Raw genomic sequence first — 24,524 nt, forward strand, 5'->3', positions numbered from 1 at the left:
CCCCGCCCGGCCCCCCCCCCCCCCCCCCCCCCCCATTTTAAAAAAAAAAAAACGCGGGCTCGCCCCCCATGTTGGCCCCCCCCCCCCCCCCGCCCCCCCCCCCCCCCCCGGCGGGGGGGGGCCCACGACGCCGTTTCGATGCAGTACAAGGCCGCCATACGCGAACACGCTCCGCAGCCGTCTCTTCATCCGCGTAGGCCGTTCGGAGATGTGACGCATCCTGCTGATCTCTTGCCCGCCGACTGGGTCTCTCGCCTTCGAAAGTCCCTCGGCAGCTGACTGACGTTGCAGAATAGGCCAGGCCCGTCCCCGTTGCTGTACGGCAAGCAAAAGGCCCGCACCGGTGTCCGGTGAGGGCCTCTGAGCTGGAGCCGCCTAAGGGACTCGGCCGGCCGCAACGGCTTCCGCCACGCCGGGCGTATGACTCAGTGAATCAAACTGGTGTAGAAGGGGTGCCACCGGAAAACGGCAGATTCGGGCCGCCTGGTTTCGCGATCGTGACCCCCGCGCACGCGAGGGGGTCACAGGCGCAATCGGGTTGTCAGCGGCCGCTGGACGCTCAGCAGTCGCCGAGCCAGTCGACCTTCGCGATCGTGTCGAACAGCGCGGGATCGACAACGACCGGCGTGCTTCGCTCGGTCGTGTAGGTGCGGAACGTCACGCGCATCGGCACCGAGTCGAAGGGGCCGACCGTGAGCACCGGAGTGCCGAACGCCGTCCTGAAGACGAACCTCCCGTGCCAGATGTCGGCGTTGTTCGTGTGCCGTGTATATGTGTGGGCGTGCCAGGTGAAGCGGGACCTGCCACTGGCGTCTGGCTTGTCCAGGCGAACCTCCGACTGCTCGGGCCCCAGTTGCTGACAGTCGCCGGCAGAGAACGGGGACGGCAGTGTCGATGTAATCCCCGGCGGAAGGCCTCGTGAGGTGTCGGTCGGCCCGACCCCGACTCCGACCTCGCTTCCCGAGGCAGCCTGCGCGACGCTCGGAAACAGCAGGACCCCAGCGGCCGCCGTGCCCAGGACCACTGCACTCCAACGGTTTAAGCCTTTCATCCTTCTCCCTTCAGCGGAGGTGCTCACCTCCGCAGTCTTAGGGCGTTCCAGCGCGTTCCAGCGCGTTCCACCCGTTCCAAAGGTGTTGGTAAGAAGGCCCTCCGCTCGGGTCCGTGCGATGAGTCCCAAAGTAGAGAAGTCCCAGGTCACAGCGGGTGACCGAAGCGCGGCTCAGACGCGGGTTCCGGTCGGGACGGTCAGGGATGAGTCGGGCGTGCACGGCTCTGATAACGCCGTGCGACGCGTTTCCCAGCTCGCCGTGCTCGGTAAGTGCTTTATGCCAAGCCGCCCGGGAACCCCTGGTCCATCGCCCACATCCCAGCGGTACGGCCGAGATCGGGCCCGCCAGTCTGACCTCGTGACGATCCCCGCGCACGGGGGTTGGCAAAAGGCCCTCACCGGTATCCGGTGAGGGCCTCTGAGGTGGAGCCGCCTAAGGGAATCGAACCCTTGACCCCTTCATTACGAGTGAAGTGCTCTGGCCGACTGAGCTAAGGCGGCGTGCCGTTCGACGGCACTCGAGAGTCTACAGGCTCGCCGGGGGTTCTCGCGCCCTTGACTACGGGGCTTTCGGGCACACCGTACCGTTCTTGGGCACCCGGAGGGAGATCATGTAGTCGTCGACCGCCGTGTCCACGCAGTTCGAGCCCATCTTGTAGGCGGTGTGGCCGTCGCCGTCGTACCCCAGCAGGACGCCGGAGGTGAGCTCCGACGCGAGCCCCTTCGCCCACTCGTACGGCGTGGCGGGGTCGCGCACGGTCCCGACGACGAGGATCGGCGGCGCTCCCTGTGCCCTGACCGGCTCGTCCGTGCCGACTGGCTTGACGGGCCAGAAGGAGCAGGGAAGCGAGCCCCACATCACGGTCGCCCCGAAGTGCGGAGCCGTCCTCTCGGCGTTGACCGCGGCCTTCTCGTAGGCCGTCATGGACTTGGGATACGGGTGGTCGAGGCAGTTGACCGCCATGTTCGACTCGGTCTGGTTCGAGTAGGACCCGTCAGCCCGCCGGTCGACCAGGATGTCGGCCAGGCGCAGCAGGTCGGTGCCGTCTCCGGCGAAGGCGTGCGACAGGGCCTGCCGTAGTTGCGGCCAGGCGGCGCGCTCGTACAGCGGGGTGACGATGCCGAGGACCGTCCACGCCTCGTTGATCACGCGGCCGTCCCCCAGGTCGTTCTTCAGAGGGTGCTCATCCGCCCGCTTCAGCAGCTGCGCGACCTCCGCCATCGCCCCGTCGGCCGTATGACTGGCGAAGGGGCCGGTCTGCCGTAGGGAGTCCTCGATGAAGGCCCTGAGCGCCACCTCGAACCCGCGGGCCTGCACCTCGTTGGCCTTGAGCGAGGGCACGGCCGGGTCGACGGCTCCGTCGAGGACCAGGGCGCGGACGTTCTTGGGGAACAGGTCCGCATATATCGCGCCAAGGTAGGTGCCGTATGACTTGCCGAGGTAGGTCATCCCAGAGTCCCCGACGACCCCGCGCAGCACGTCCATGTCCCTGGCCGCGTCAGCCGTACCGACGAAAGGAAGCAGACGGCCCGACTTGGCCTCGCAGCCCTCGGCGAACGCCTTGGAACTCTGCTCCAGCGCGTTGATCTCCGCCGGCGAGTCCGGGCTGGCGTCCAGGCCGACGTAGGCGTCCAGGTCGTGGCTCGACATGCACGTCACCGGCGAGGATTCGCCCACACCGCGAGGGTCGAAGCCGACGATGTCGAACCTCGCCAGCACGTTGGGGGTGAAGGCGGACCGGGCCGCCCGGGTGTACTGGATGCCCGATCCGCCCGGGCCGCCGGGATTGACGAGCAGCGAGCCGATGCGCTTCCCCGTCGCGGGCAGGCGGATCACGCTGATGTCGATCCGCTCCCCGGAGGGCTTCGTGTAGTCGAGCGGCACCTTGACGCGGGCGCACTGGAAGCCGTCACCACAGTCCGTCCACGCCGGCGACTGGCTGTAGAAGGGCTGGAGAGCGGGGGTCGGCGCCTTGATCGTCGGGCGCGCGTCCGGCGGTTCGGCACCCTGCCGCTGGTCCGTGGTGCAGCCTGCGGCACATCCGGCGGCGAGGACGAGCGCCGCGACGGCGGCGGCGAAACGACGGGTCACGCCTCGCCTCGTCCGCACCTCTGGCGTGCATACGTTCAACTCATGCCTCCGGAGGCAGAAATGCCCGAGTCTCGATGAATTGGATGACGATGGGTACGGGGGACGTCGCCGCGGCGCTTGAAGCTCGGCGTGATTTTGACTGACGGACTGACCGACCGCATAACTGTCGCATCTTATGTCCGGGCCACCCCGTAGGCGGCTCGTGACGTGCATAGATCTACTTAGCGTCGTGGGCACGACCGGCCCGGAACCCGCATGCCGCGCCTGCCTGGAATCGGCGCGGCTCCCAAGCTTCGATCACCCCAACACCCTGGCCGTCCGCCACAACCTCGCCAACGCGTACGAAATCGCGGGACGGCCGCATGAGGCCGTCACCATCTCGGAGGCGCTGGTCGCCGCCTCCGAGCGGGTGCTGAGCCCCGACCACCCGCCAACATCTCGCCAACGTACGGCAGGCCTGAAACCGGGGCCTCTACTCGGGATCGCTGACGGCCACCGACTGGGACTTGCCGTACATCGTGTCGTGTTGCTTGCGGGGCGAGCAGACGGAGGCGGAGGGGCACGCACAGCGCCGGCCTCCGTCGTCGAGGCGGACGATGACCGAGTCGGACGGCACGTTGTGCCCGACCACGGTGCCCGTGCCCTCGGGCGTCTCGACGGCCAGCCCCACCCGCGGCGCGGAAGCCCGGAACTCCTGATAGAGCGGGTGCTCGTACTTGAGGCAGCACATCAACCGGCCGCAGGCCCCCGCGATCCTGAGCGGGTTGACGGGAAGGTCCTGGTCCTTGGCCATCCGGACCGAGACGGGCTCGAAGTCCTTCAGGAACGTCGCACAGCACAGGTCGCGCCCGCACGGCCCGATGCCGCCCTGGAGCCTGGCCTCGTCACGAGGGCCGATCTGCCGCAGCTCCACACGGGCGCGCAGGTTGCGGGCCAGGTCGCGGACGAGAGCGCGGAAGTCGACGCGATGGGGCGCGGAGAAGTAGACCGTGTAGACGTTGTCCGCGTCCAGGTAATCGATGCCGACCACCTTCATGGGCAGCTCGTGCCGCTTGATGAGGCGCTTGGACACGCTGCGGGCCTCGGCCCGGTGACGGCGGTTGCCCTCGTCGCGGCTCAGGTGCTCCTCGGAGGCGATGCCCTGGCAGACGGGGAGTCCATCGACGTCCTCGCTCACGTACTGCGGTGCCCACACACACTCGGCCACCTCGGGCCCCGCGTCGGTCGGGACCAGCACCTTGTCGCCCACCTTGGGACTGTGGCCGCCCGGGTCGAGGTAGTAGAGCCGTCCGTAACGAGTGAAGCTCACGGCCATGATCATGCCCAAGAGCCGGCCCTCCTCGATCGTGTACGGCTTGCGCCTGAACCCCACCTTACGTGGCGTCCGCCGTACCCAATCATGACCATCTGTTGGCGCCGTCAATCCTCCGGTGGGCGAGAGGCCCGCCGGAGGATCGATGGCGCGGCGTCTACCAGGCGATCATGCCGGGGAAGACCATCGTGGCAGCGGCGTCGGCCGCTTCCACTGTCCGGTAGCCGGATCCGTCGATCACGCCGATGTCGCCATTCCGCGTCGTGATCACGTTCTGGCCGGTGCCGTCGAGGTCGAGTTGCCGCATCGCGCCCTTGTCGGCGTCCTTGTAGACGACTGCCACGGGTTTCCCGTCCGCCGTGCCGTACGCGATGACGCCGGCGGAACCGGGCAGCGGTCGCGGGGTGCCGTCCACGATCCGGACGCCGACGTGGCCGACCGAGGCGAGGATCCGGGTGCCGTCCGGCGAGATCGCCACTCCGAAGACCCCACCGGACACCCCGTCGTACGAGGCCGGGAGCGTGAACGTGCGGGCCTGGTCGACGCTGTCACCGGTCGTGGTGGTGTCGAGCAGCGACACCTCCGGGGAGTCCGCGCACGTCCAGACGCTCTCGGCCGTGACGGCGGGGGCCCCGGGCCCCGCCGTCGGCGGCGTGACCGGGATCGCGGGGGTCGGCGGTACGGCCGACGCCGGCGGGGGGACCGGCGCCTCTGAGGTCGGCGGGACGCCCGCGGAAGGGATGATCGTCACCGAGGGCGGCGACACGGGAGGCACCGCGGTAGACACCCCGGTAGGCACCGCGGGAGACGCCGCGGGAGACACCCCGGGAGGCAGGACGGCGGGGTCGAGGCTGTCGTCGAAGGGGGAGGACGAGCACATCGTGAACACAGTGACCGACGAGCCGAACGGGCCTTCGGCCGGCGAGCTTCCGCCCGCACCGGTCCCACCGCCGTCCGTCGCCTCGGCTCCGGGGGCGCCCTCGACGACGCTGACCACGGCGCCGGTGCTGGGGTCGACCGTGACCGTGTGCGACTCCGCGGTCGGCGGCCCGGAAGGCCGCGACCCGGCCGGGGACGGTGGCACGGGACCGCCGGACGCCACGGCACCCGCTCCGGGGTCGCCGCCGGGGCTCCCGGCGGGCTGGACGGGCTCCCCGGGGCTCTTGGCGGGCTGGACGGGCTCGGCGGGGCTCGCCGGCGGGGCGGTCGCCGTCAGGGTGAGCTCGCTCTCATACGGGGGCAGGGGCGAGACGCTCGCCGTCACGTCGTCCTCGGCGGAGAGCTGCGGCGACGGCTGGACGACGGCCGGTTCCGACGCCGGGATGAACGCGGACCCCCGGCGGAAGAGCACATAACGCCCGTCCGCGCTCATCGACACGTCGCGGACGCCGATCCCCTCCTTCGCCTTCCACGTACGGCTGTCGCCGGTCGCGGTGTCCGTGACCACCAAGCCGCCCGGCGCGTGACCGGGCCCGCACGGTGCGAGACCGTAGGCCAGCTTGGACCCGTCGCCGTTGACCGCGAGCGACGTCACCCTGGTGCCCTCCGGAGGCGTGAACGGCAGCACGCCGTACGACTTGATCTTGCCGTCGTCGTCGAGTGCGAACTGGTAGAGCCGGAAACGGCAGTCGGCGGCGCCCGCCGCGACGTAGAACAGCCGGTTGTCCTGGGCCGCCTGGATTCCGGAGAACAACTCGCCGCCTGAGGGGTGGGAGAGCTCGTTCGTGACCGATCCGTCCGAGACGCTCCTGATCGTGATCTTGTCGGGGCGGGCGTCGGCGAAGAACTTCGGCGCGGCGGGCGGACCGGCCGTCGAGGACGCGGACAGGTTCACCGCGTGGCCGCCGCGCTGGGCGACGGCCGCTCCCCCGGCGACCGCGACCGTGACCGAGGCGGCCGCGGCGACGGGCACCAGCCAGCTTCTCTTCCAGGTTCGGCTCTCGCTCTTCCGGCTGCGGCTCTCGCCCCGCCTCAGGACCGGAGCGTGGTCGATCGTCTCGCCCACGGCATGAGTGGCGTCACGGAGCCGGTTGACGATGTCCTCGTCGTGCTCGTTCATCGATCTTCCCCAAGCAGGCTGCCGAGCGCGTCGAGGGCTCGGGAGGTGGTGGATTTCACGGTGCCCCGGCTCACACCCATGACCTGGGCCGTCTCCTCTTCGGACAGGTCGGCGTAGTAGCGGAGCACGAGGGCCTCGCGCTGCCGCCTGGGCAGGCGATGGAGCGCCTCCATGACCTCGCGCCGTTCGGCGCCGAGGAGCATGGCGGACTCGGCCGACCAGACGGGCGGCTCGTACGTCCCGGCGAACCAGGACGGAAGGCGCCTTCTCCTCAGGACGGTCCTGGCGTTGTTTAGCACGGCACTGCGCAGGTAGAACAGCGCCTTGCCCTGGTCCCGAAGGGCGCCGAAACGACGGTGGAGACCGAGGAACGCCTCCTGGACCACGTCTTCGGCGCTCTCGCGGTCACCGACCATGATCAGCGCAAGACGGGTGAGCCCGAGCGCGTGCTCGGCGTAGAGCTCGGTGATCGTGTCGTCGGCGGCGGCCGACGACGGGGGCGAGGCGCTCATCGGCTCCCCGGGGGGTTTGTCGAGATCCAGCGTTTCGGCCTTCATGTACCAGAGACGCCAGATCGCCCCCTGGGTTGCTTCGCATTCCCACGCATGATCACGGTCGGCATCAGGTCAGGTCGGAACGGTCGGCGCGGAACCCGCGCATGATCACGCCCGGGGTGGGCCGAGGTCGGGGCCTGTGGTGCGGAAGCTGTGCATGATCACGCGGGGGTGGGGGCGCGGAGGGCGAGGGTCATCGCCTCCACGGCTATCTGGGGATTGACGTTGGCCGTGAGGCGTTCGCGGCACTGCATGATCGCGTTCGTACGGCGGAGCGTGTCCTCGGGCGTCGAACTCCGCGCCAGCGCCTCGACCTCGTGCCTGCGGTCCTCGTTGGCCAGCTCTATCCGCGCCCCGAACTGTACGGCCAGCACATCGCGGTAGAACGCGACCAGGTCGAGCAGGGCGATGTCGAGCGAGTCACGCTTGATCCGGGTAGCGCGTGACTTCTGCATGGTCTCGAGCTCCTTCAGCGCTCCCGCACCGCCGCGGACCAGGCCCTTGTTGAGGCCCTTGCCCGACGAGCCCTCGCCGTAGACCTGGCGCAGCTCCGTCGTCTCGACCTCGTTGAGGGCGGTCGTCGCGGCGTCCGCGTCCTCGGTGGAGGTCTTCACCAGCCGTTCGGCGGCGGTGATGCAGTCGCCCACGCCGGAGAGCGACCTGGGGATGGAGAGCACATCCTCGCGGCGCCGCCGTACCTCCTCGTCGAGGGCCAGCCGGCGCGCCCGCCCGATGTGCCCCTGGGCGGCCCGCGCGGCGAACAGGGCCATGTCGGGGGCGACGCCGTCCCTCGTGGCCAGGACGTGGGCGACCGCCTCGGTGGAGGGGGTGCTCAGCGTGATGACCCGGCAGCGGGACCGGATCGTGATGATCATGTCGTCGGGAGAGGGCGCGCAGAGCAGCCAGACCGTCCGCGGAGGAGGCTCCTCGATGGCCTTGAGCAGCGCGTTCGCCGCCGCCTCGGTCGCGCGGTCGGCGTCCTCGAAGAGCATGATCCGCCAGCGTCCGAGGGTCGGCGCGCCGGCGCCCTTGAGCACCAGCTCACGGGTCTGTCTCGCGCTGTACGAAAGCCCCTCGGGCCGAACCCACGTCACGTCGGGATGGGAGCCGACGTCGACCTGATGGCACGCGTCGCAGTGGCCGCATCCCTGGTCGGGGCAGAGCAGCGACGCGGCGAACGCCTTGGCGGCGTTGGACCGGCCTGATCCGGGCGGGCCGGTGAACAGCCAGGCGTGGGTCATGCCCGCGCCGCGACCTCCCGCGAGGGCCTCGGCCGCGGCGGCGGCGGCCTGCCGGAGCACGGCCACCGCCCGGTCCTGCCCCACCAGATCGCCGAAGAAACTCACCCCTCCAACCTACCCCCGTGATCATGCACAGGTTCCCCGGAAGCCATCGCGGGAACCTGTGCATGATCACCTCCCAACTTGGGGGGTGGTGGTCAGTCCCTGATGACGGGGATGGTCCCGGTGGCGGCCTCGGCCTCCTGGGGGACGGGGTCGGGAAGGACCTCCCGCACCCGGTCCTGGATGAGCCGGGACAACTCGCCTTGGGGCAGCGTGCCGTCGACCACGAGGTATCGCTCCGGGTCCGCGGCGGCCAGCGCCCGGAACTCCCTGCGGACCCGCTCGTGGAACTCCATCGGCTCGGCCTCGATCCGGTCGGCCGGGGAGGCCATCCGGCGGAGCCCGACCGACGGCGGCACGTCGATCAGCACAGTCAGGTCGGGCACGAGCCCGCCCGTGGCCCAAGAGTTGATCTTTGCTACCTCCTCCAGGTCGAGCGCCCGCCCCGCTCCCTGGTAGGCCAGCGACGAGTCGACATACCGGTCGGAGATGACGGTCGAGCCCCGGTTGAGCGCCGGCCGAATGACCTTCTCGACGTGCTCGGCCCGGTCGGCGGCGTAGAGCAGCGTCTCCGAGCGGGCGGACAGCCCCTGGTGGGTGGCGTCGAGGAGGATCGCGCGCAGCCGCATGCCGACCTTGGTCGAGCCCGGCTCCCGGGTCTGCACCACGTCGTAGCCCTGGTCGCGCAGCCAGATGGCCAGTAGCCGCGACTGCGTGGTCTTGCCCGAGCCCTCGCCGCCCTCGAAGGCCACGAACAGGCCGCGCGGCTGCTCCATGGTCTCCGGGACGAACTTCTCGCCCCTCAGCGCGGCGAGCAGGTCCACGCCGATGGGGATGCCGCGCCGGTCGTCCATGTGCCGGAGCGCGAGCAGGCCAACGATCACCGCGAGGAACGCGGCCACGACGAGGACCAGGTTCGAGCCGTCGAAACGGTAGCTCATCCCGGCGACCGTGAACAGATGCCTGCCGAAGACGGCGGCCAGCGTGGACGCCAGGGCCACCACGAGCAGCAGCACGACGCGGGCCAGAGACTGCAGGAACGAGAACGTACGGCCGCGCAGCCCGTCCTCCACCTCCAGGCCGATCATCGTGTAGCCGATGATCCACGCGATGCCGGCGCAGGCGCCCAGCACCACGGTCAGCATGACCACGATCACCAGGTTGGGGATGAGCGCGATGGCGGCGAGCGTCAGCCCGGCGAGGACGATCGACAGCCCGAACAGGCGGCGCCGGGACAGCCCGCGCAGCAGGCGCAGGCCGAAGAACATGCCCAGCCCCATGCCGAGGAACACGGCGCAGAACACCGCGCCATAACCCGCGTCGCCTCCCTGCAGGGCGCTGACGTAGGCCTTGGCGACGCCCACGACCGCTCCCCCGGCCGCGAAGGCGCCGAGCATGCCGATGATCAGCCCGCGGACGACCCGGTTGCCGCCGACGAAGCGCCACCCGTCCACGATCTGCCGGAGCACCGACGGCGTCGACACGTGCCGGGTGTGGTCCTTGGGGATCTCGCGCAACGTGAAGATCAGGACCGCGGACACCAGGTAGGCGAGGGCGTTGAGGCCCAGCGCCAGGTCGGTGGGCTTCGCCCCGAACCCGGGGATGGCGGTGGCCATCACGCCGGCGAGCGCCGACACGATCGCGAAGAGGGCGGCGGCGACGGGCGCCGTGCCGTACGTGACGAGGAGGTTGAGCTGGTTGGCCTCCTCCAGCCGGTCCTTGGCCACGAGGTTGGGAACGGTCGCGTCCTTGGCGGGCACCCAGAAGAGGTTCACGCATTCGAGCAGGAGCGTCGCGATGATCACCCACTGGTAGCTGCCGACCAGCGGGATCGACAGCACCACCGCGAAGCGGCAGATGTCCGCGATCACCATCGTCAGCCGCCGGTCGAACCGGTCGGCCACGGCTCCGGCGAGCGGCCCCAGCAGGATCGCGGGCAGCATCTTCGCGACGAAGACGCCGCCGATGGCGAGGCTCTGCGCCTGGTAGCCGGATCCGGCGGTGAGGTTCGCCGCGAGGGCCGTCAGCGCGATGATGTTGAGCCAGTCGCCGAGGCTGCAGACCGCCATCGCCGTCCAGAGCCTGCGGAACGCCGCGTTGGCCAGCACGTGGGGCGCCTTGCGCCGCTTGGCTGCCCGGCCAGGGGTGCTCATGATGTCAGCGTATCCAGGTGCTCGCTGGGCTGGGGAAAGGGCGAGCGGGCCGGATTTGCCCTGCCTGCTCGTCGCCTGAGGGTATTACGTCTGCTGTGTCCCCGCAGTCCGGACGCATGTATCCCCCCGCTACTTTTCCGTACGGCCACGCCCGCGGTCCGTACGGCCCCGATCGGTCCCCGGCTCCCCCGCCCCGGAACCCTTCTGGGAGCCGGGGCGGGAGCCGTACGGATCAGGCACTCAGGACCCTCAGGACACTCAGGACTTGGCTGCCGGCTTCTTGGTCGTCGGCTTCGCCCTGGTCGTGGTGCGCTTCGGGGCGGGTGCGCGCTCCCGGCGCTCGGCCAGCAGCTCGGCCGCCCGCTCGATCGTGATGTCCTCGACGGTGTCGCCCTTGCGGAGCGAGGCGTTCGTCTCGCCGTCGGTGACGTAGGGGCCGAAACGGCCCTCCTTGACCACCACCGGCTTCTTCGAGCTCGGGTCGTCGCCCAGCTCGCGCAGCGGCGGGGCGGCCGCGGCACGGCCCCGGCCACGGGCCTTGGGCTGCGCGAACAGTTCCTTGGCCTGCTCGATGGTGACCGTCAGCAGATCGTCCTCCGAGGGGAGGGAACGGGAGTCGGTGCCCTTCTTGATGTACGGGCCGAACCTGCCGTTCTGCGCGGTCACCTCCTCCCCGTCGATGTTCCCGACCAGGCGCGGCAGCGTCAGCAGCTTCAGCGCCTGCTCCAGCGTGATCGTGTCCAGGGTCATCGTCTTGAACAGGGAGCCGGTCCGCGGCTTGACCGCGTCGGCCTTCTTCGTCCGCTTCTTGCCGTCGGCCGGAGGCGGCTCCTCGGGCAGGACCTCGGTGACGTACGGCCCGAACCGGCCATCCTTGGCCACGATCATCCGGCCGGTCGACGGGTCCACGCCGAGCTCGCGATCGCCGCTCGGGCGGGAGAACAGCTCCTCGGCCTTCTCCGCGGTCAGCTCGTCGGGCGTCATGTCCTCGGGGATGTTCACCCGCGCGCCGTCGCGGTCGAGGTACGGCCCGTAGCGGCCGACCCTGATCACGATGTCGCTGCCCTTGATCGGGAAGGAGCTGATCTCCTTGGCGTCGATCTCGCCCAGGTCGGTGACCATCTCCTTGAGGCCCTCGTCGCCGTCCTCGCCGCCGAAGTAGAACCGGCGCAGCTCGGGCACCCGCTCGGCCCGGTCGTTGGCGATGTCGTCGAGAACCTTCTCCATCTCGGCCGTGAAGTCGTAGTCGACGAGGTTGCCGAAATGCTGCTCAAGCAGGTTGACCACGGCGAACGCCAGGAAGGACGGCACGAGGGCCGTGCCCTTCTTGAACACGTACCCCCGGTCGAGGATCGTCCCGATGATCGACGCGTAGGTCGACGGGCGGCCGATCTCCCGATCCTCCAGCTCCTTGACCAGCGACGCCTCGGTGTAGCGGGCGGGCGGCTTGGTCGAGTGGCCCAGGGCGTTAAGCTCCGCGGCTGTGAGCCTGTCGCCCTCGCTGAGGTTGGGCAGCCGCTTCTCGGAGTCGTCCCGGTCGGTGGACGGGTCGTCCGCGCCCTCGACGTACGCCTTGAGGAACCCGTAGAACGTGATCGTCCGGCCGGTGGCGCTGAACTCCACGTTCACGGGGTCCGGGGTCGTCCCCGGGGAGACACTGCCCTGGGCGCTCGAAGTGCCCACGACCTTGACCGACACCGACTCGCCGACGGCGTCCTTCATCTGGGAGGCGACCGTGCGCTGCCAGATCAGCTCGTAGAGCCGGAACATGTCCCCGGCGAGGCCGGTCTCGCCGGGCGTGCGGAACTCCTCACCGGACGGCCGGATCGCCTCGTGGGCCTCCTGGGCGTTCTTGACCTTGCTCGTGTAGACCCGGGGCTTGTCGGGCACATAGGCCGAGCCGTACAGCTTGATCGCCTGGCTGCGGGCGGCGGTGACGGCGGTCTCCGACAGCGTGATGCTGTCGGTACGCATGTAGGTGATGAACCCGTTCTCGTAGAGCCGCTGGGCGATCTGCATCGTGTACTTGGCGGAGAAGCCCAGCTTCCGGCTCGCCTCCTGCTGCAGCGTCGTCGTCCGGAACGGCGCGTACGGCTTGCGCGTGTACGGCTTGCGCTCGACGGACCTGACGGCGTACGACGCACCCTGGAGCCTGCCCACGAGAGCCGTGGCGGACGCCTCGTCGAGGTGGAGGACGTCGTTGCTCTTCAGCCTGCCGGTGGAGGCGAAGTCGCGGCCCTGCGCGACCCGCTTGCCGTCCACACCGGTCAGCGTGGCCGTGAACGTGCTCGGGTCGTCGGCCGCGCGGCCGGTGTCGAAAAGGGCCTGGAGGTCCCAGTAGTTGGCGGCGGTGAACGCCATCCGCTCCCGCTCGCGCTCGACCACCAGCCGGGTCGCGACGGACTGCACCCGGCCGGCCGACAGCCTGGGCTTGACCTTCTTCCACAGGACCGGACTGACCTCGTAGCCGTACAGGCGGTCGAGGATGCGCCGGGTCTCCTGGGCGTCGACCAGCCGAAGGTTCAGGTCGCGGGGGTTGGACACCGCGTCCTGGATGGCGTGCGGGGTGATCTCGTGGAAGACCATCCGGTGCACCGGCACCTTGGGCTTCAGCACCTCGCGCAGGTGCCACGCGATGGCCTCGCCCTCGCGGTCCTCGTCAGTGGCCAGGTAAAGCTCGTCGGCTTCCTTCAGAAGCTGCTTCAGCTTGGAGACCTGGGACTTCTTGTCCGGGTTGACGACATAGAGGGGCTCGAACTCGTGGTCGACGTTCACGCCGAGGCGGGCCCAGGCCTCTCCCTTGTACTTCTCGGGAATGTCGTCGGCCTTCTCCGGCAGGTCCCGGATGTGACCGATGCTGGACTCCACGATGTAGCCGCGCCCGAGGTACCCGGCGATCGTCTTCGCCTTGGCAGGCGACTCCACGATCACCAGGCGGGTTCCGCCGGCGTTGCCGTTATTGGCTGGCACGCTGCTTCCTACCTCGCTGTTCGCTGTCGTTCCCCGTGCTTCCGGGCCCTGTCTTGCCAAACTCCGTGCTTTCAGAGCCCGTAGTTCCCGTGCTCCCCGGCGTCGTGGTTCCTCGTGCTCGCGGCCCGAAGCCCCCCGGCCCCGGCCGCCCGGTCCCGTGACCCCCCGGACAGGAGGAAGCCAGGGGCCGCCTTGAACGTACCTGGCACCGCAAGTCCTTCCCCCTCGGGCTACCCGGTTCTGTCCGGGAATGTAACCCGCCTGGACCTGTTATCCACGAGGACGCAGAATAGAGGCCATCGGGTTTACCTAGCACGCCCCTCGGAGACTAACCGCTGTGCTCGACTACTCCTACTTGGAGCTCTATCTACCGCGTGGCACCTCGCGTGAAGTGGCCAGGCAAATGTTGACCGAGCACGCCGAGTATGGAAACTGGGAGCTCGACCGGCTGCGACTGTATCCCGACGGGAGCAGACGCGTCTGGCTGCGTCGCAGGATCATACGTGCCGCCCGAACGATGTGACCAATACATACACGTCAAACCAGATATAGAGACCTCAGACCACGCACAGTACCTCCAAGCGCCACCACGACGTACGACACAGCGCCCAGGCCATGCGCGAGGTAAGGCGTGACGTCAGGCGTGAGGGGCGTAGCCGCAGGCCAAGGGCAGTTCGTTGGGCAGTGTGTTGGGCACAGTTCATCGTTAGGCGTGGCCGAGCTTGGATGGGCTTTGACGGGGCCTGGATGGGCTTGATGGGGCCTTGGATGGGCCTTGATGGGCTTGATGGGCATGGGCAGGCAAAAGCGCTTTGCCCGCCCCGGGCCGCGCCCCCGGAACGGGCAAAGCTTCTGTGCTCACCTCCGCTGGATGCGGGCGAGCGTCCCTCGTCGCCCGCGCCGGGTGTCACTCAGGCGGCCGGTTCGCCGCCGAGTCTCCGGCGGCTGACTGGCCGCGGAGCTCCGGCGGCTGGCTGGCCGCCGGGCCACCTCCATGGCGCGGGCGAGTGATATATCCCTTACTTCCGGCCGAAGCGGAAGCGGCGGGTAGCGGCGAACAGGGTCGCCGAGGCGGCGAACATCGCGCCGAGAACCAGCGCGGCGAACGAGCCGGGGTTCATCCCGGTCACGCCGACCGGCTGCTCGGCGCTCATCAGGCCGAGGTTCTTGAGGGGCAGGGCGTCGGTCGCCTGGTCGACACCGTTCACCGGGAGGCCCTTGGTGACCTGCTCCACACCGTTGACCGGCAGGCCCTTGGTGGTCTGGCCGAGGCCGTTCGCGGGGAGCGCGCCGGTCGCCTGGTCGAGGGCGCCGTTGACGGGCAGCGACCCGGTGACCTGGGACACCGCCGGCGGCACCGGGGAGCCCTTGCTGGTCGTGGCGGCGTGGCCGGCGGGGGAAGCGGCGGGCGCGCCCGGCACGCTCGGCAACTCCGGAAGGCCCAGCATGTTGGGCAGGTCGCCCATGACCGGCGCGGACGGCGCCGCGGCGGCGCTCATCTGCTGGGGAACGCCGCTGGCCTCCTTGAGCCCGGACAGAGCCGGGACCCCTGGGAGAGCGGGCAGGAGCGCGCCACCCCGGGAGGCGACGCCGCGGGTCTCCGAACGGGCCCAGTAGCCGCCGTGGTGGTGGCCGCCGTGGCCGTGGCTGCCGACGCGAGCGCCGCCCAGGCAGCCCGCGGCGGCGTCGCCGAGGACCGCGACCGCGTTGCCGCACACGTTGATCGGAGCCGTGATCGGCGCGACGACCTGGTTGCCCGCCAGGATGCCGTACTTGCCGGAGGTGGTGTTGCGGCCCCCGCCGACGCCGCCGATGACCGACGCGCCGCCCTTGCAGTGCGCGTCCGACCGGCCCAGAACGGCGACCGCGTTGCCGCACACGTTGATCGGAGCCGTGATCGGCGCGACGACCTGGTTGCCCCCCAGGATCGAAGAGCGGCCCGAGGTGGTGTTGTGTCCGGCGCCCCAGTGGCCCCAGTGGCCCCAGTGCCGGCCCCAGCCGCCCTGCACCGACGCGCCGCCGCGGCAGCCTGCGAAGGCCTCTCCGGCGATCGCCACGGCGTTTCCGCAGATGTTGACCGGCAGGATGATCGGCGCGACCACCTGGTTGCCGCCCAGGATCGAGGAGCGCCCGTCGGTGCGGTTGCCACCGGCCCAGTTGCCCGGCCGCACGATGCTGATGGAGGAGCCGCCCTTGCAGCTCCCGCTGCCGTGGCCGACCGCGTTGCCGCAGACGTTGACCGGACCCGTGATCGGCCCGATCACCTGGTTGCCGCTGCCGGCGGCGAAACGGCCGTCGGTGTCGTTGCCGGTCGAGCCGGGGTGGCCGTGCCAGTGGCCGCCTCCGTAGCCGTGACCGCCGTGACCCCAGCCGTGACCCCAGCCGTGACCCCAGCCGTGACCCCCGTGGCCACCGTGACGCCAGCCGTGGCCGGGCCAGTAGTGCCCCCCCGGCTCGACGGACGAGCCGCCCCTGCAGCCGGAGAAGGCCTCGCCGAGGACCGCGACGGAGTTGCCGCAGACGTTGATCGGAGCCGTGATCGGCGCTATGACCTGGTTGCCGCCGAGGATCGAAGAGCGCCCGGACGTGCGGTTGCCACCGGCACCGCCCCCGGCGTTCCGGACGGAGGCGCCGCCCCTGCAGCCGGCGGTGGCGTCACCGAAGATCGCCACGGCGTTGCCGCACGCGTTGATCGGAGCCGTGATCGGCGCGATGATCTGGTTGCCGCCCAGCAGGCTGTGGTCGCCGTTGGTGACGTTGCCGCCGACCCCGCCCCTGCGGGAGCCCCTGACCGTCGCGCCGCCCTTGCAGCCCGCGTCGGACCGGCCGAACAGCGACACGGCATTGCCGCACGCGTTGATCGGGGCGGTGACGGGGGCGTTCACCTGGTTGCCACCGAGGATGCTGCCGTTGCCGGAGGTCCGGTTCGCGATGCCGCCGCTCGCCCCCTCGACGGACGCGCCGCCCTGGGACGAGGCGCTCGACTCGCCGGCGACGCCCACGGCGTTCCCGCTGATGTCGATCGGCAGCGTTACGGGCAGGTTGACCTGGTTGCCGCCACCGATCGAGCCGTTGCCACCGGTGTCGGCGAGAGCCGTACCGCTGCCAAGGGTCATGACGCCGACGGCGAGAAACGCCGCGGGAGCCGAGCCCTTCGCCCACGTTCGCATAATGAATGCTCCTAATAGTTCTTAAGGGGGTTACCTGACAGCTCGCGACAGATGTCCACGCCAAAGGCACAGCGAGGCTGTGGACCGTCACGAGGGTGAAGAGATTCCGCGTCACCCGCACGGGCCCCGCGAGACCGGATGCTCCGAGACCGGACCGAGACCGGATGTCCCGAGACGGTGGTCCGAGACCGGACTCCCGGTTGCCAGACCGGATGTCCACGGTCGAGGGCAGGCTCCGGCGCCGGTCACGGTCGAAGAGCGACCGGCGCGGAGGCGGGATCAGTCAGGAGAGAAAGATGGGTCGTCCGCCGCTGTGCGGACCACCGGGGGAAGCACTGCCGCCAGGGGGGCGGGCAGGTGCGTGAGACGCGGCTCGAAGACCGGCCGCGCGACATCCCCGAACAAGATGGATCCACCGCTCGCCTGGGGGACCAGACCATGGTCACCCGGGGCGTGGTCGGCGGTGGACGGTGATGGGAGCACGGGCTTCGACTGGCTGGTGAGCCCGTCAACCGTACGCCCGGCCATGGCCTCGGCGTTCATCGAGGCGTTCATGGAGGCGTTGTCACTCGCCGTGGGGAAACCATCGGAACCCGCCGTGGAGGCTCCGCCGGGACTCGCTGTGAGCGATCCGCCGGAGCCCGCTGTGGGGAAATGATCGGCGAGCACCGATCCGGCAGTGACATGTGAGGGTGCCGTCTCGGCCACGGACGTCGCCGTGCCGAAGACATTGAAGATCACGCCAAGCAGCCATCCGGCGGCGATCAGCCCGCCGATGACCAGCAGGCGGCCCAGACGGGAGCCGGCCGCGAACCGCGCCATCCGATCTCCCCTGCCGGACCCGGGCACCGTGACGTCCACGCACAGGCCAGCGGCGGGCATCGCTGCCCCCCGCTGCTCCTCCGGCGTGTGCGTCACGTAACCTCCCGAGTCCGTCGAGTCCGCCCGGTGCGGATTCAACCCTCAACGCAGAGTCACTGTAGCGGCACGCCACGTGATCGCAACAGATTTCTCAGCAGTAATCGAGGAAACGGTCAAGGACCCGCACCCCAAACCGGAGCGAATCAACCGGAACGCGCTCGTCGACGCCATGGAACATCCCTGAGAAGTCCAAGTCCGGAGGGAGCTGAAGCGGCGCGAAGCCGTACCCGCGGATGCCCAGGCGGCTGAACGCCTTGAGGTCGGTGCCTCCACTGAGCGTGTACGGCACGGCCTTGGAGCCGGGGTCCTCCTCGTGCAGCGCGTCGGCCATCGCCTTTACCAGGGGGCCCTTGAACGCGGTCTCCACCGCGACGTCGTGGTAGACGAACTCCCTGGTGACGTTCGGCCCCAGCAACTCGTCGACGGTCTGGAAGAACTCGTCCTCGTAGCCGGGCAGGAACCGCCCGTCCACGTGCGCCGTCGCCTCCTGCGGGATGACGTTGGCCTTGTAGCCCGCCTGGAGCATCGTCGGGTTGACCGTGTTCTGGAGAGCGGCGCCGATCATGCGGGCGAGCGGACCGAGCTGGGCCACCGCTGCCTCGGCGTCCTCGGCCTTCACCTCGACCTCGAAGACCTCCTCGAAGAACGCCTGAACCGTCGACGTGAGCCGGACCGGCCACTGGTAGCGGCCAAGGCGTGCGACCGCCTCGGCGAGCTCCGTCACGGCGTTCTCGTTGTTGAGCATCGAACCGTGGCCGGCCCGTCCCTTGGCTGTCAGCCGCATCCAGGCGATGCCCTTCTCGGCGGCCTCGATCAAGTAAAGCCGCCCCTTGTCGCCGATGGTCACACTGAAGCCGCCGACCTCGCCGATCGCCTCGGTGCAGCCCTCGAACACGTCCGGGCGCTCGTTGACCAGCCACTGCGCGCCGTAATGGCCTCCGGCCTCCTCGTCGGCGGTGAAGGCCAGCACGACATCCCTCGGCGGCCTCCGCCCGCCGCTGAGCCGCTGCCGTACGACCGCGAGGATCATCGCGTCCATGTCCTTCATGTCCACCGCCCCGCGCCCCCAGACGCAGCCGTCGGCGATCTCGCCGCTCAGCGGGTGGTGTGTCCAGTCGGACGCGTTGAACGGCACGACGTCCAGGTGACCGTGGAGGAGCAGCGCGTCCCTCTCCGGGGCGGCGCCCTCGATGCGGGCGATCACGCTGGCCCTGCCGGTGTCCGACTCGAGGACGCGCGGTTCGAGGCCCACGTCGGCGAGCTTCGCCGCCACGTACTCCGCGGCCTTCCGCTCCCCGGGGCCGGCGTTGTCCCCCGCGTTCGTGGAGTCGATGCGGATCAGGTCGCGGCACAGCTCGACAACCTCGTCCTCGCCGCTCAGTGGGGTCATTGCGCCTCCTCACACTCGCTGCCGTGTCCGGCTGGCGGTCTCTGTACGGCCTGCGGTCCCCGCACCTGCCTGCCGTGTTCTGCGCCTGGCGGTCCGGGTACGGCAGGCCGTCTCACATGTAGCGCGGCCCTGTACGGCTTGCCGTCCTGTAGCCGCTTGCGCCCTCCATCCTGCCGTTAGCCAGGCCGCTCGTTCACCTCGGCCTCGGCGCGTGTCGCTGGGCGCTCGATTCTCGGTATGAACCAGGCATTGGACAGTGCTAATCTGTATCAGCCGACGCGAGATGACGGTCCCGCGTCAGGCACCAAGTCCGGGTGGCGGAATAGGCAGACGCGCTAGCTTGAGGTGCTAGTGCCCAGTGATGGGCATGGGGGTTCAAGTCCCCCCTCGGACACCAACCAAATCCCAATGGGGATCCGAAGGTGCGAGGTCTATTGAGGCCCGCACCTTCTGAGTTTCTGGGTCATAGACCGCCTTGAGGCCGATGCTCCTGTAGACCGTGCTTCGCTTCTCAGCGCTGCCATCCTGCAAGGTCTTCACTATGTCTCCTAGGTTCTCGATCGTGCGGGCGAGTTGATCTCTCGTGACAGTCGGCTTGGAGTCGGCCTCGCGCATCATCGCGAGCGCCCCGGCGCGCTCGCCCTGGATCTGCTTAATCCACTCAGAGATCACGACGGGGTCTCCACCGGCGTCGAGTGCGGCTCGGTACTGGTTCAGCTTGCGATCACACTCGGCGATCCGGCGGTTCGCCTCCTCTACGAGCGCGGCGTCGGCCTTCGGCACGTCGGCGACGGCCAGTAGGGCATCGATTGTGGTCTGGATCCGCCCAGGCGAGAACTCCAGCGCCAGCCAGTGGTCCAAGCTGGGCAAGATCGCATCCTCGCGCAGGCAGACGTTCCGCGGGTGGCGGATCTTGTTAGCGATCGCGTACTCCTGAGGGAACCGGCAACGGTAGTAGGGCATCTTGTTCGCCCAGTGCCCTTCCATCCGGCGCTGACAAACTCCACAGAAGACGCAGCCGCGCAGGATGTAGTCGTGGCGAGCCCTATGCGGCTTGTGCACCGCGGGGCCACGGCCCCGACCGCCCATGATCTCCTGGACGCGTTCGAACATCTCCATGTCGATCAGCGGCTCGTGCACCGGCTTGTCCGACCAGACCCAGGCGTCCTTGCCGTTCCAGCGCATCTTGGAGGTATGGCCGAGTGCCACATCCTCCACATCGAGCAGTACCTCATCGGTACGCTGCTTGTTCCATACCTGATAGCCGGTATAGCGCGGGTTAAGGAGCATCGCCCGAACCGCGTACTTGGACCAGGCGATACCGGAGCGATGTCGGTTCCGTTGGGGATCTTGAGCTGCCGGTGACAGGATCCCGTCCTTTGTAAGTCCTTCCGCGATGGCGAATAGCCCGTGCCCCGCCGCATACTCGGTGAAAATTCGCTTCACGACCTCGGCCGTCACGGCATCGGGTGCCAGGCCGAAGAGCCGTTTACCGTCCGCAGCCTTCGCTGGGTTCGGGTGAGGGCCGAGGTCGACCAAGCGATAGCCATAGGGTGGTCGACCACCGAGGTAGCGCCCCTCGATCTGCGCCTGGGCGGCCATCGCCGTCCGGACACGGATCTTGATCCGATTGCGTTCCGCCTTGCTCATCCCTCCAAAGACGCTCATCACGAGGTCATGAGCCTCATTGTTCGGATCGATCGGACCACCAATCTCTGGCACCCACAGCGAGACACTGAAGTGATGAAAGAGCGGGAAGGTGAGGCCGAACTGGTTGTCGTAGAAGGCACGGTGCGGCTCTCCTATCACGACCGCGTCGAAACCCCGATCAGGTCGACGAAGAGCGTCAAGGAGAGCCGCTGCCTGGGGACGCCGCTTCCACGGCAGTGCTCGTGTATGGCTGATATCGAAGTACTCGGCGACGATCACCCCGCCGCGGGGTTCAACGAGGGTCTTTGCGCGGGTGAGCTGCCAAGCCCGAGACGAATCAGGATCTTGCTGATCCTCAGTTGAGACCCTGCCATAGAAGCCGAACGTCGTCATGTTCCTCCTAAGTCATGCGTAAGGGCGGCCGTGCCGCTGGATATGTACCTCAACCAAGAGGCTGAGCAGCGCCCGCGCGAGCTCCGCAGTGAGCGGCGGACGCTCGTCGGGCAGTTCGATCTCGACCCTCTTGGTTTCCTCTGCAGCGCTTCCGGGCCCTGCAGGGTACGCCGGTGAGTCTGATTCAGGAGGCCCTGAGCAGGCCCTTTGTGGCTGTTCAGTCACCCTCGCCTCCTGCCGGGAATACCGCGCCTGCGGAGGCGAGGAGCCGGGTTCGGGCGAGTTCGCAGTAGTCGGCGTTGAGCTCGATGCCGGCGAACTTCCGTCCGAGTTGCCGTGCGGCAATGCCGGTGGTGCCGCTGCCGGTGAACGGGTCCAGCACGGTGCCACCGGGGCGGCAGCTGGCGGCAATCGCCCGGAGTGGGATGTCGATCGGGAATGCCGCGAAGTGCGCCGCGCGCAGTGGCCGGGTGGGGATCGACCAGACGTCCCCGGGGTTCCTGCCGTTGGGGTGAGCGGCGGCATGCCGCTCTCCCGTGGGCCGCATCGCGGCCCCGTGCCGCGCGCCGGCCGAGTCTTCCGCGTCGGTGCCGTACTTGCCGGGAGGGGGCCATGCGGTGGTGATGCTGTTCGGCTTGTTGCCCCCGGATCGCGCGCGCCTGGTGATCGACCGGTCGCCGGTGTAGGACTGGCGGATCGGGTCGAGGTCGAACCAGTAGTGCCGCTGCTTGACGAGCAGGAAGATCAGCTCATACCGGTTCGACATCCGGTCGCGGACGGACTGCGGCATCGCGTTCGTCTTGCTCCACACGATGGCGTTCCTGAGGATCCACCCGTCCTCCTGGAGGGCGAAAGCGACGCGCCATGGCATGCCGAGCAGGTTCTTCGGCGGTACGGCAAGCCGGGCCTTGGGCCGTACCTCAGGCTGCTGAGGGTTGTAGTCCTCGCCCCGGGCCCAGCCGTCGGAGTTCGCCGAATAGACGTCGCCCAGGTTCAGCCAGCAGGTGCCGTCGTCAGCAAGCACCCGGCGCGCCTCCGCGAAGGTAGCCCGGAGGTTCTCGACGTATGCCGCCGGTGTGGGCTCTTGGCCGTACTGGCCGTCGCAGTAGTGCCGCAGCCCCCAGTACGGCGGGCTGGTGACGATGCAGTTCACCGAACAGTTCGGCATCTCGGCCAGCACCTCACGCGCGTCCCCGCAGTAGATAGCCGCCTGTTGGTCGCTCCAGTACGGCTCGCGCAGCCCGGTCATCGGCGACCTCCGGTGTCCCGGAGCTCCCACAGCACGCGGGCTGTGTCGTCTCCCTGAGTGCTACGGCTGTAGGCCTGCCACGTGAGCGTGCGGGGGACGAGGCGGAACCCGGCGGCCAGCAGGCTGGTGCCGGGCTCGTCGACGCGGGTGTGGGCGATCAGCCGTCGGTAGCCCTTCGCCCTGGCTGCCCGCCAGGCGGCGCCCAGCAACGCCGAGCAGGCGTTGGGCGTGCCGTCGGTGGACAGGCAGACGATCTCGGCTGTGCCGCCGTCGTCGAAGACCCAGCAATCGGGTCTGTCGACGAACACGACACCCACCAGGGTTGCGTCGCTGTTCTGGACACCGATGACGAACTCGGCCGAGATCGGCGGGGTGAGGTAGCGGTGCGTCCAGGCGGTGAATGCTCGCGCGGTCTGGATCGCGACCGGTGAAATCACCAGACGCCAGTTTTCCGCGTTGGTCAGCCTGCCGCTGTCGGCGTTCTTGGGAATGCCATTCCAGTTCTCCATTGCGTTGTCGGGACACGTCTTTTCCGGATGCGCGCCGCCAAGGCCGTGAGCAACGGCCTGGCGGTGCGTGACCAGGCAAGCAGCGGGCTCAGAGCTTGCTCAGAAGCCGAGCGGGCGGGCTTAGAAGGTCGTGCTCAGACGCCGTCGGGCCGGTCAGAATGCCGAGGATCTGAGAAATTTCTGAGCGAATACTCAGCTTTTCTCTGAGTCGTTTCTGAGGCGGTGCGTACACCGGTTTCGAGACCACGGACCCTTTCTCGACCCGGAGCACGACATGAGCGCACATCGCCTCGCTGAATCGCCCCTGGACACCGCGGAGACCTCGTTTCGGCTGCTGACGACCGGCCCAGGCGCGCTGTCCCTGAACTGCACTCCACTGGCCTCCGGCCTGCCCCGGGGACCGGTATGCCTGCGCGAGTTGCGAGTGCTGCTCACCAGCCGCGACATCACCGACGACACGCGTGACGCCGTCTGGCGCGAACTGGTCGCACGTGCCCGCCAGTCCAGGTCGACCTGGACGGTCGCGGCCGTCGGGATGGCCGTCCCGGCACTTCGCAGGATCGCGATAGCGCTGACCCGTGACCTGGTGTGCGGCGACCCTGTGGACATCGACATCGCGATCCTGGCGGGCTATCTGCGGGCCCTCCACCGTGTGGACACCCGCCTGCCCGATGTCCGCCCTCGTCTGTGTGAGTCGGCCCGCTTCGCCGGCGAGCACGCCAGGCGCCACATCGCCGCCACGGCCAGGCGGCACTGTCCGGCCGGCGAGCCAATGCCTCCGCCACGCCCCTGGTACCACCCCGACCTGGTACTGATCGAGGCGGTGGCCGAGGGCGTACTCAGCGAGCTGGACGCCGAGTTGATCAGCCTGACGCGGCTGCACGACGTGCCCCTGCGGGACCTCGGATCGGTCACTCGGCCGCAGAGCCGCCGGGACATGTCGCTGATCAACGGCCTGTGGCGACAGGAATCCGAATCCACCTTCTTTCCCCCGATCGCTTCTCCGGCCACAGGAGAAGCACACACGGCTTCCGCGCGGAGCCAGGGAACTCCGGATGCACATACGGCAACCGACCCGAAGGGAGGCAGGGACACCACCCCTGGCTCCGCGCGGATCTCTCCCAACCACCCGTCCGTACGAGCCGGCCGCCTCCACAGCTCCAGACAGCAGTGTGCGGCGCGGCAAATCGGCTGCCACTCCCGGCGCAGGAGACCTTCCCGACGTGAGATTGCCTCCTGGGTCCTGGCCACAACGGCAATCGCCGCCCTGGTGATTACCGTCGTGGCAACGGGTGCGTTTGCCGCTTCCCCGATGGCCGCCGCGCCGTCGGACCTCAACTCGGTTTTCACGAACCTGCGGAACTGGCTGATCGGCATCCTGGCGACGCTGGCCACGCTGATGCTGACCGTCGGTGGTCTTCGTTACCTCATAGCCGGTGGTGATCCCGGCGAGGTCCAGAAGGCCAAGGCGGCGCTGAAGGCGGCAGCGTTCGGCTACGCCCTCGCGGTGCTGGCTCCGCTCTTCGTGAGCGTCCTCAAGCGCATCGTCGGGTGAACCCGATGGCTCTCCGCTTTCGACCGCGCTTCACCGGCTCGGCCGACCTGAGATGGCCGGACGCCCGGCGCTCTGCTGGCGCGATTTCCCTGTCTGCTGCCCGGGTGGCAGCAAGACAGCCTGCAGCCGATCGTGCGGCGGTCGTCCGCCGCT

Annotated in this window: 16 protein-coding genes, 2 tRNA genes and 1 pseudogene; 4 read left to right on the top strand and 15 right to left on the bottom strand. The window is 69.1% G+C overall.

The features are described from left to right. Positions 1-559: 559 nt before the first annotated feature. The 3 genes from ABH927_RS27670 to ABH927_RS27680 all read right to left on the bottom strand — a co-directional run bounded on the left by ABH927_RS27670 (position 560) and on the right by ABH927_RS27680 (position 3,143). Positions 560-1,051: a hypothetical protein gene (locus tag ABH927_RS27670; protein ID WP_370026291.1), complete on the bottom strand. Its 492-nt coding sequence runs from the start codon at positions 1,049-1,051 to the stop codon at positions 560-562. A gap of 424 nt (positions 1,052-1,475) precedes the next feature. Beyond that, positions 1,476-1,552 (bottom strand) — tRNA-Thr (locus ABH927_RS27675). Positions 1,553-1,610: 58 nt separating this feature from the next. Beyond that, complete coding sequence (locus ABH927_RS27680) at positions 1,611-3,143, bottom strand: alpha/beta hydrolase (protein ID WP_370026293.1); 1,533 nt, start codon at positions 3,141-3,143, stop codon at positions 1,611-1,613. 175 nt (positions 3,144-3,318) lie between these two features. On the opposite strand from ABH927_RS27680, the pseudogene ABH927_RS27685 reads away from it, so the two are divergent. Then, a pseudogene (locus ABH927_RS27685) lies at positions 3,319-3,561 on the top strand (hypothetical protein); the annotation flags it as partial. A 54-nt stretch (positions 3,562-3,615) separates the two neighbouring features. On the opposite strand, the gene ABH927_RS27690 reads toward ABH927_RS27685, so the two are convergent. The 6 genes from ABH927_RS27690 to topA form a co-directional block, all read right to left on the bottom strand. Further along, on the bottom strand, positions 3,616-4,458 hold the full coding sequence (locus ABH927_RS27690) for a stage 0 sporulation family protein (protein WP_370026440.1): 843 nt from the start codon (positions 4,456-4,458) through the stop codon (positions 3,616-3,618). A 154-nt stretch (positions 4,459-4,612) separates the two neighbouring features. Beyond that, positions 4,613-6,514: a hypothetical protein gene (locus tag ABH927_RS27695; RefSeq protein ID WP_370026294.1), complete on the bottom strand. Its 1,902-nt coding sequence runs from the start codon at positions 6,512-6,514 to the stop codon at positions 4,613-4,615. Beyond that, positions 6,511-7,026, bottom strand: coding sequence for a SigE family RNA polymerase sigma factor (locus ABH927_RS27700; protein ID WP_370026442.1), 516 nt, complete (start codon positions 7,024-7,026; stop codon positions 6,511-6,513). Before ABH927_RS27700 ends, ABH927_RS27695 begins: the two co-directional genes overlap by 4 nt. Before the next feature lie 203 nt (positions 7,027-7,229). Beyond that, entirely contained in the window at positions 7,230-8,414 is a 1,185-nt protein-coding gene (locus ABH927_RS27705) for a DNA polymerase III subunit delta' (protein WP_370026296.1), read from the bottom strand. A gap of 92 nt (positions 8,415-8,506) precedes the next feature. Next, complete coding sequence (tmk, locus tag ABH927_RS27710) at positions 8,507-10,564, bottom strand: dTMP kinase (RefSeq protein ID WP_370026298.1); 2,058 nt, start codon at positions 10,562-10,564, stop codon at positions 8,507-8,509. Between the two features lie 258 nt (positions 10,565-10,822). Then, positions 10,823-13,534 carry a type I DNA topoisomerase gene (gene topA, locus ABH927_RS27715; protein WP_370026300.1) on the bottom strand — a complete coding sequence of 904 codons (2,712 nt, stop codon included), beginning with the start codon at positions 13,532-13,534 and terminating at the stop codon, positions 10,823-10,825. Positions 13,535-13,871: 337 nt separating this feature from the next. Between topA and ABH927_RS27720 the strand changes: the two genes are divergently transcribed. Continuing rightward, the gene (locus tag ABH927_RS27720; RefSeq protein WP_261582526.1) at positions 13,872-14,057 is read left to right on the top strand and encodes a DUF5703 family protein; all 186 of its coding nucleotides are present in this window, start codon (positions 13,872-13,874) and stop codon (positions 14,055-14,057) included. Between the two features lie 496 nt (positions 14,058-14,553). Here the strand turns inward: ABH927_RS27720 and ABH927_RS27725 are convergent, their stop codons facing one another. The 3 genes from ABH927_RS27725 to ABH927_RS27735 form a co-directional block, all read right to left on the bottom strand. Further along, positions 14,554-16,704 carry a chaplin family protein gene (locus ABH927_RS27725; protein WP_370026303.1) on the bottom strand — a complete coding sequence of 717 codons (2,151 nt, stop codon included), beginning with the start codon at positions 16,702-16,704 and terminating at the stop codon, positions 14,554-14,556. Positions 16,705-16,983: 279 nt separating this feature from the next. Next, complete coding sequence (locus tag ABH927_RS27730; RefSeq protein ID WP_370026305.1) at positions 16,984-17,622, bottom strand: hypothetical protein; 639 nt, start codon at positions 17,620-17,622, stop codon at positions 16,984-16,986. A gap of 94 nt (positions 17,623-17,716) precedes the next feature. Beyond that, on the bottom strand, positions 17,717-19,015 hold the full coding sequence (locus ABH927_RS27735; protein WP_370026307.1) for a M20/M25/M40 family metallo-hydrolase: 1,299 nt from the start codon (positions 19,013-19,015) through the stop codon (positions 17,717-17,719). 308 nt (positions 19,016-19,323) lie between these two features. Between ABH927_RS27735 and ABH927_RS27740 the strand changes: the two genes are divergently transcribed. Continuing rightward, a tRNA-Leu gene (locus tag ABH927_RS27740) sits at positions 19,324-19,412 on the top strand. Here ABH927_RS27740 and ABH927_RS27745 read toward each other — a convergent pair. The 3 genes from ABH927_RS27745 to ABH927_RS27755 form a co-directional block, all read right to left on the bottom strand. After that, positions 19,391-21,058, bottom strand: coding sequence for a recombinase family protein (locus tag ABH927_RS27745; RefSeq protein ID WP_370026309.1), 1,668 nt, complete (start codon positions 21,056-21,058; stop codon positions 19,391-19,393). The two genes, ABH927_RS27740 and ABH927_RS27745, sit on opposite strands and share 22 nt — an antisense overlap. Before the next feature lie 217 nt (positions 21,059-21,275). After that, a complete protein-coding gene (locus ABH927_RS27750; protein WP_370026310.1) occupies positions 21,276-22,307 on the bottom strand; it encodes a site-specific DNA-methyltransferase in 1,032 nt (343 codons plus the stop codon). Beyond that, the gene (locus tag ABH927_RS27755) at positions 22,304-22,816 is read right to left on the bottom strand and encodes an XF1762 family protein (protein ID WP_370026312.1); all 513 of its coding nucleotides are present in this window, start codon (positions 22,814-22,816) and stop codon (positions 22,304-22,306) included. The genes ABH927_RS27750 and ABH927_RS27755 overlap by 4 nt, the downstream gene beginning before the upstream one ends. 274 nt (positions 22,817-23,090) lie before the next feature. On the opposite strand from ABH927_RS27755, the gene ABH927_RS27760 reads away from it, so the two are divergent. Continuing rightward, positions 23,091-24,371 (top strand): pilin, encoded by a 1,281-nt coding sequence (locus tag ABH927_RS27760; protein ID WP_370026314.1) that lies wholly within the window; start codon positions 23,091-23,093, stop codon positions 24,369-24,371. The last annotated feature ends 153 nt before the right edge of the window (positions 24,372-24,524 follow it).

This window comes from Planotetraspora sp. GP83 (genome assembly GCF_041262585.1).
In the GTDB taxonomy this organism is placed as follows: domain Bacteria; phylum Actinomycetota; class Actinomycetes; order Streptosporangiales; family Streptosporangiaceae; genus JAOEGB01.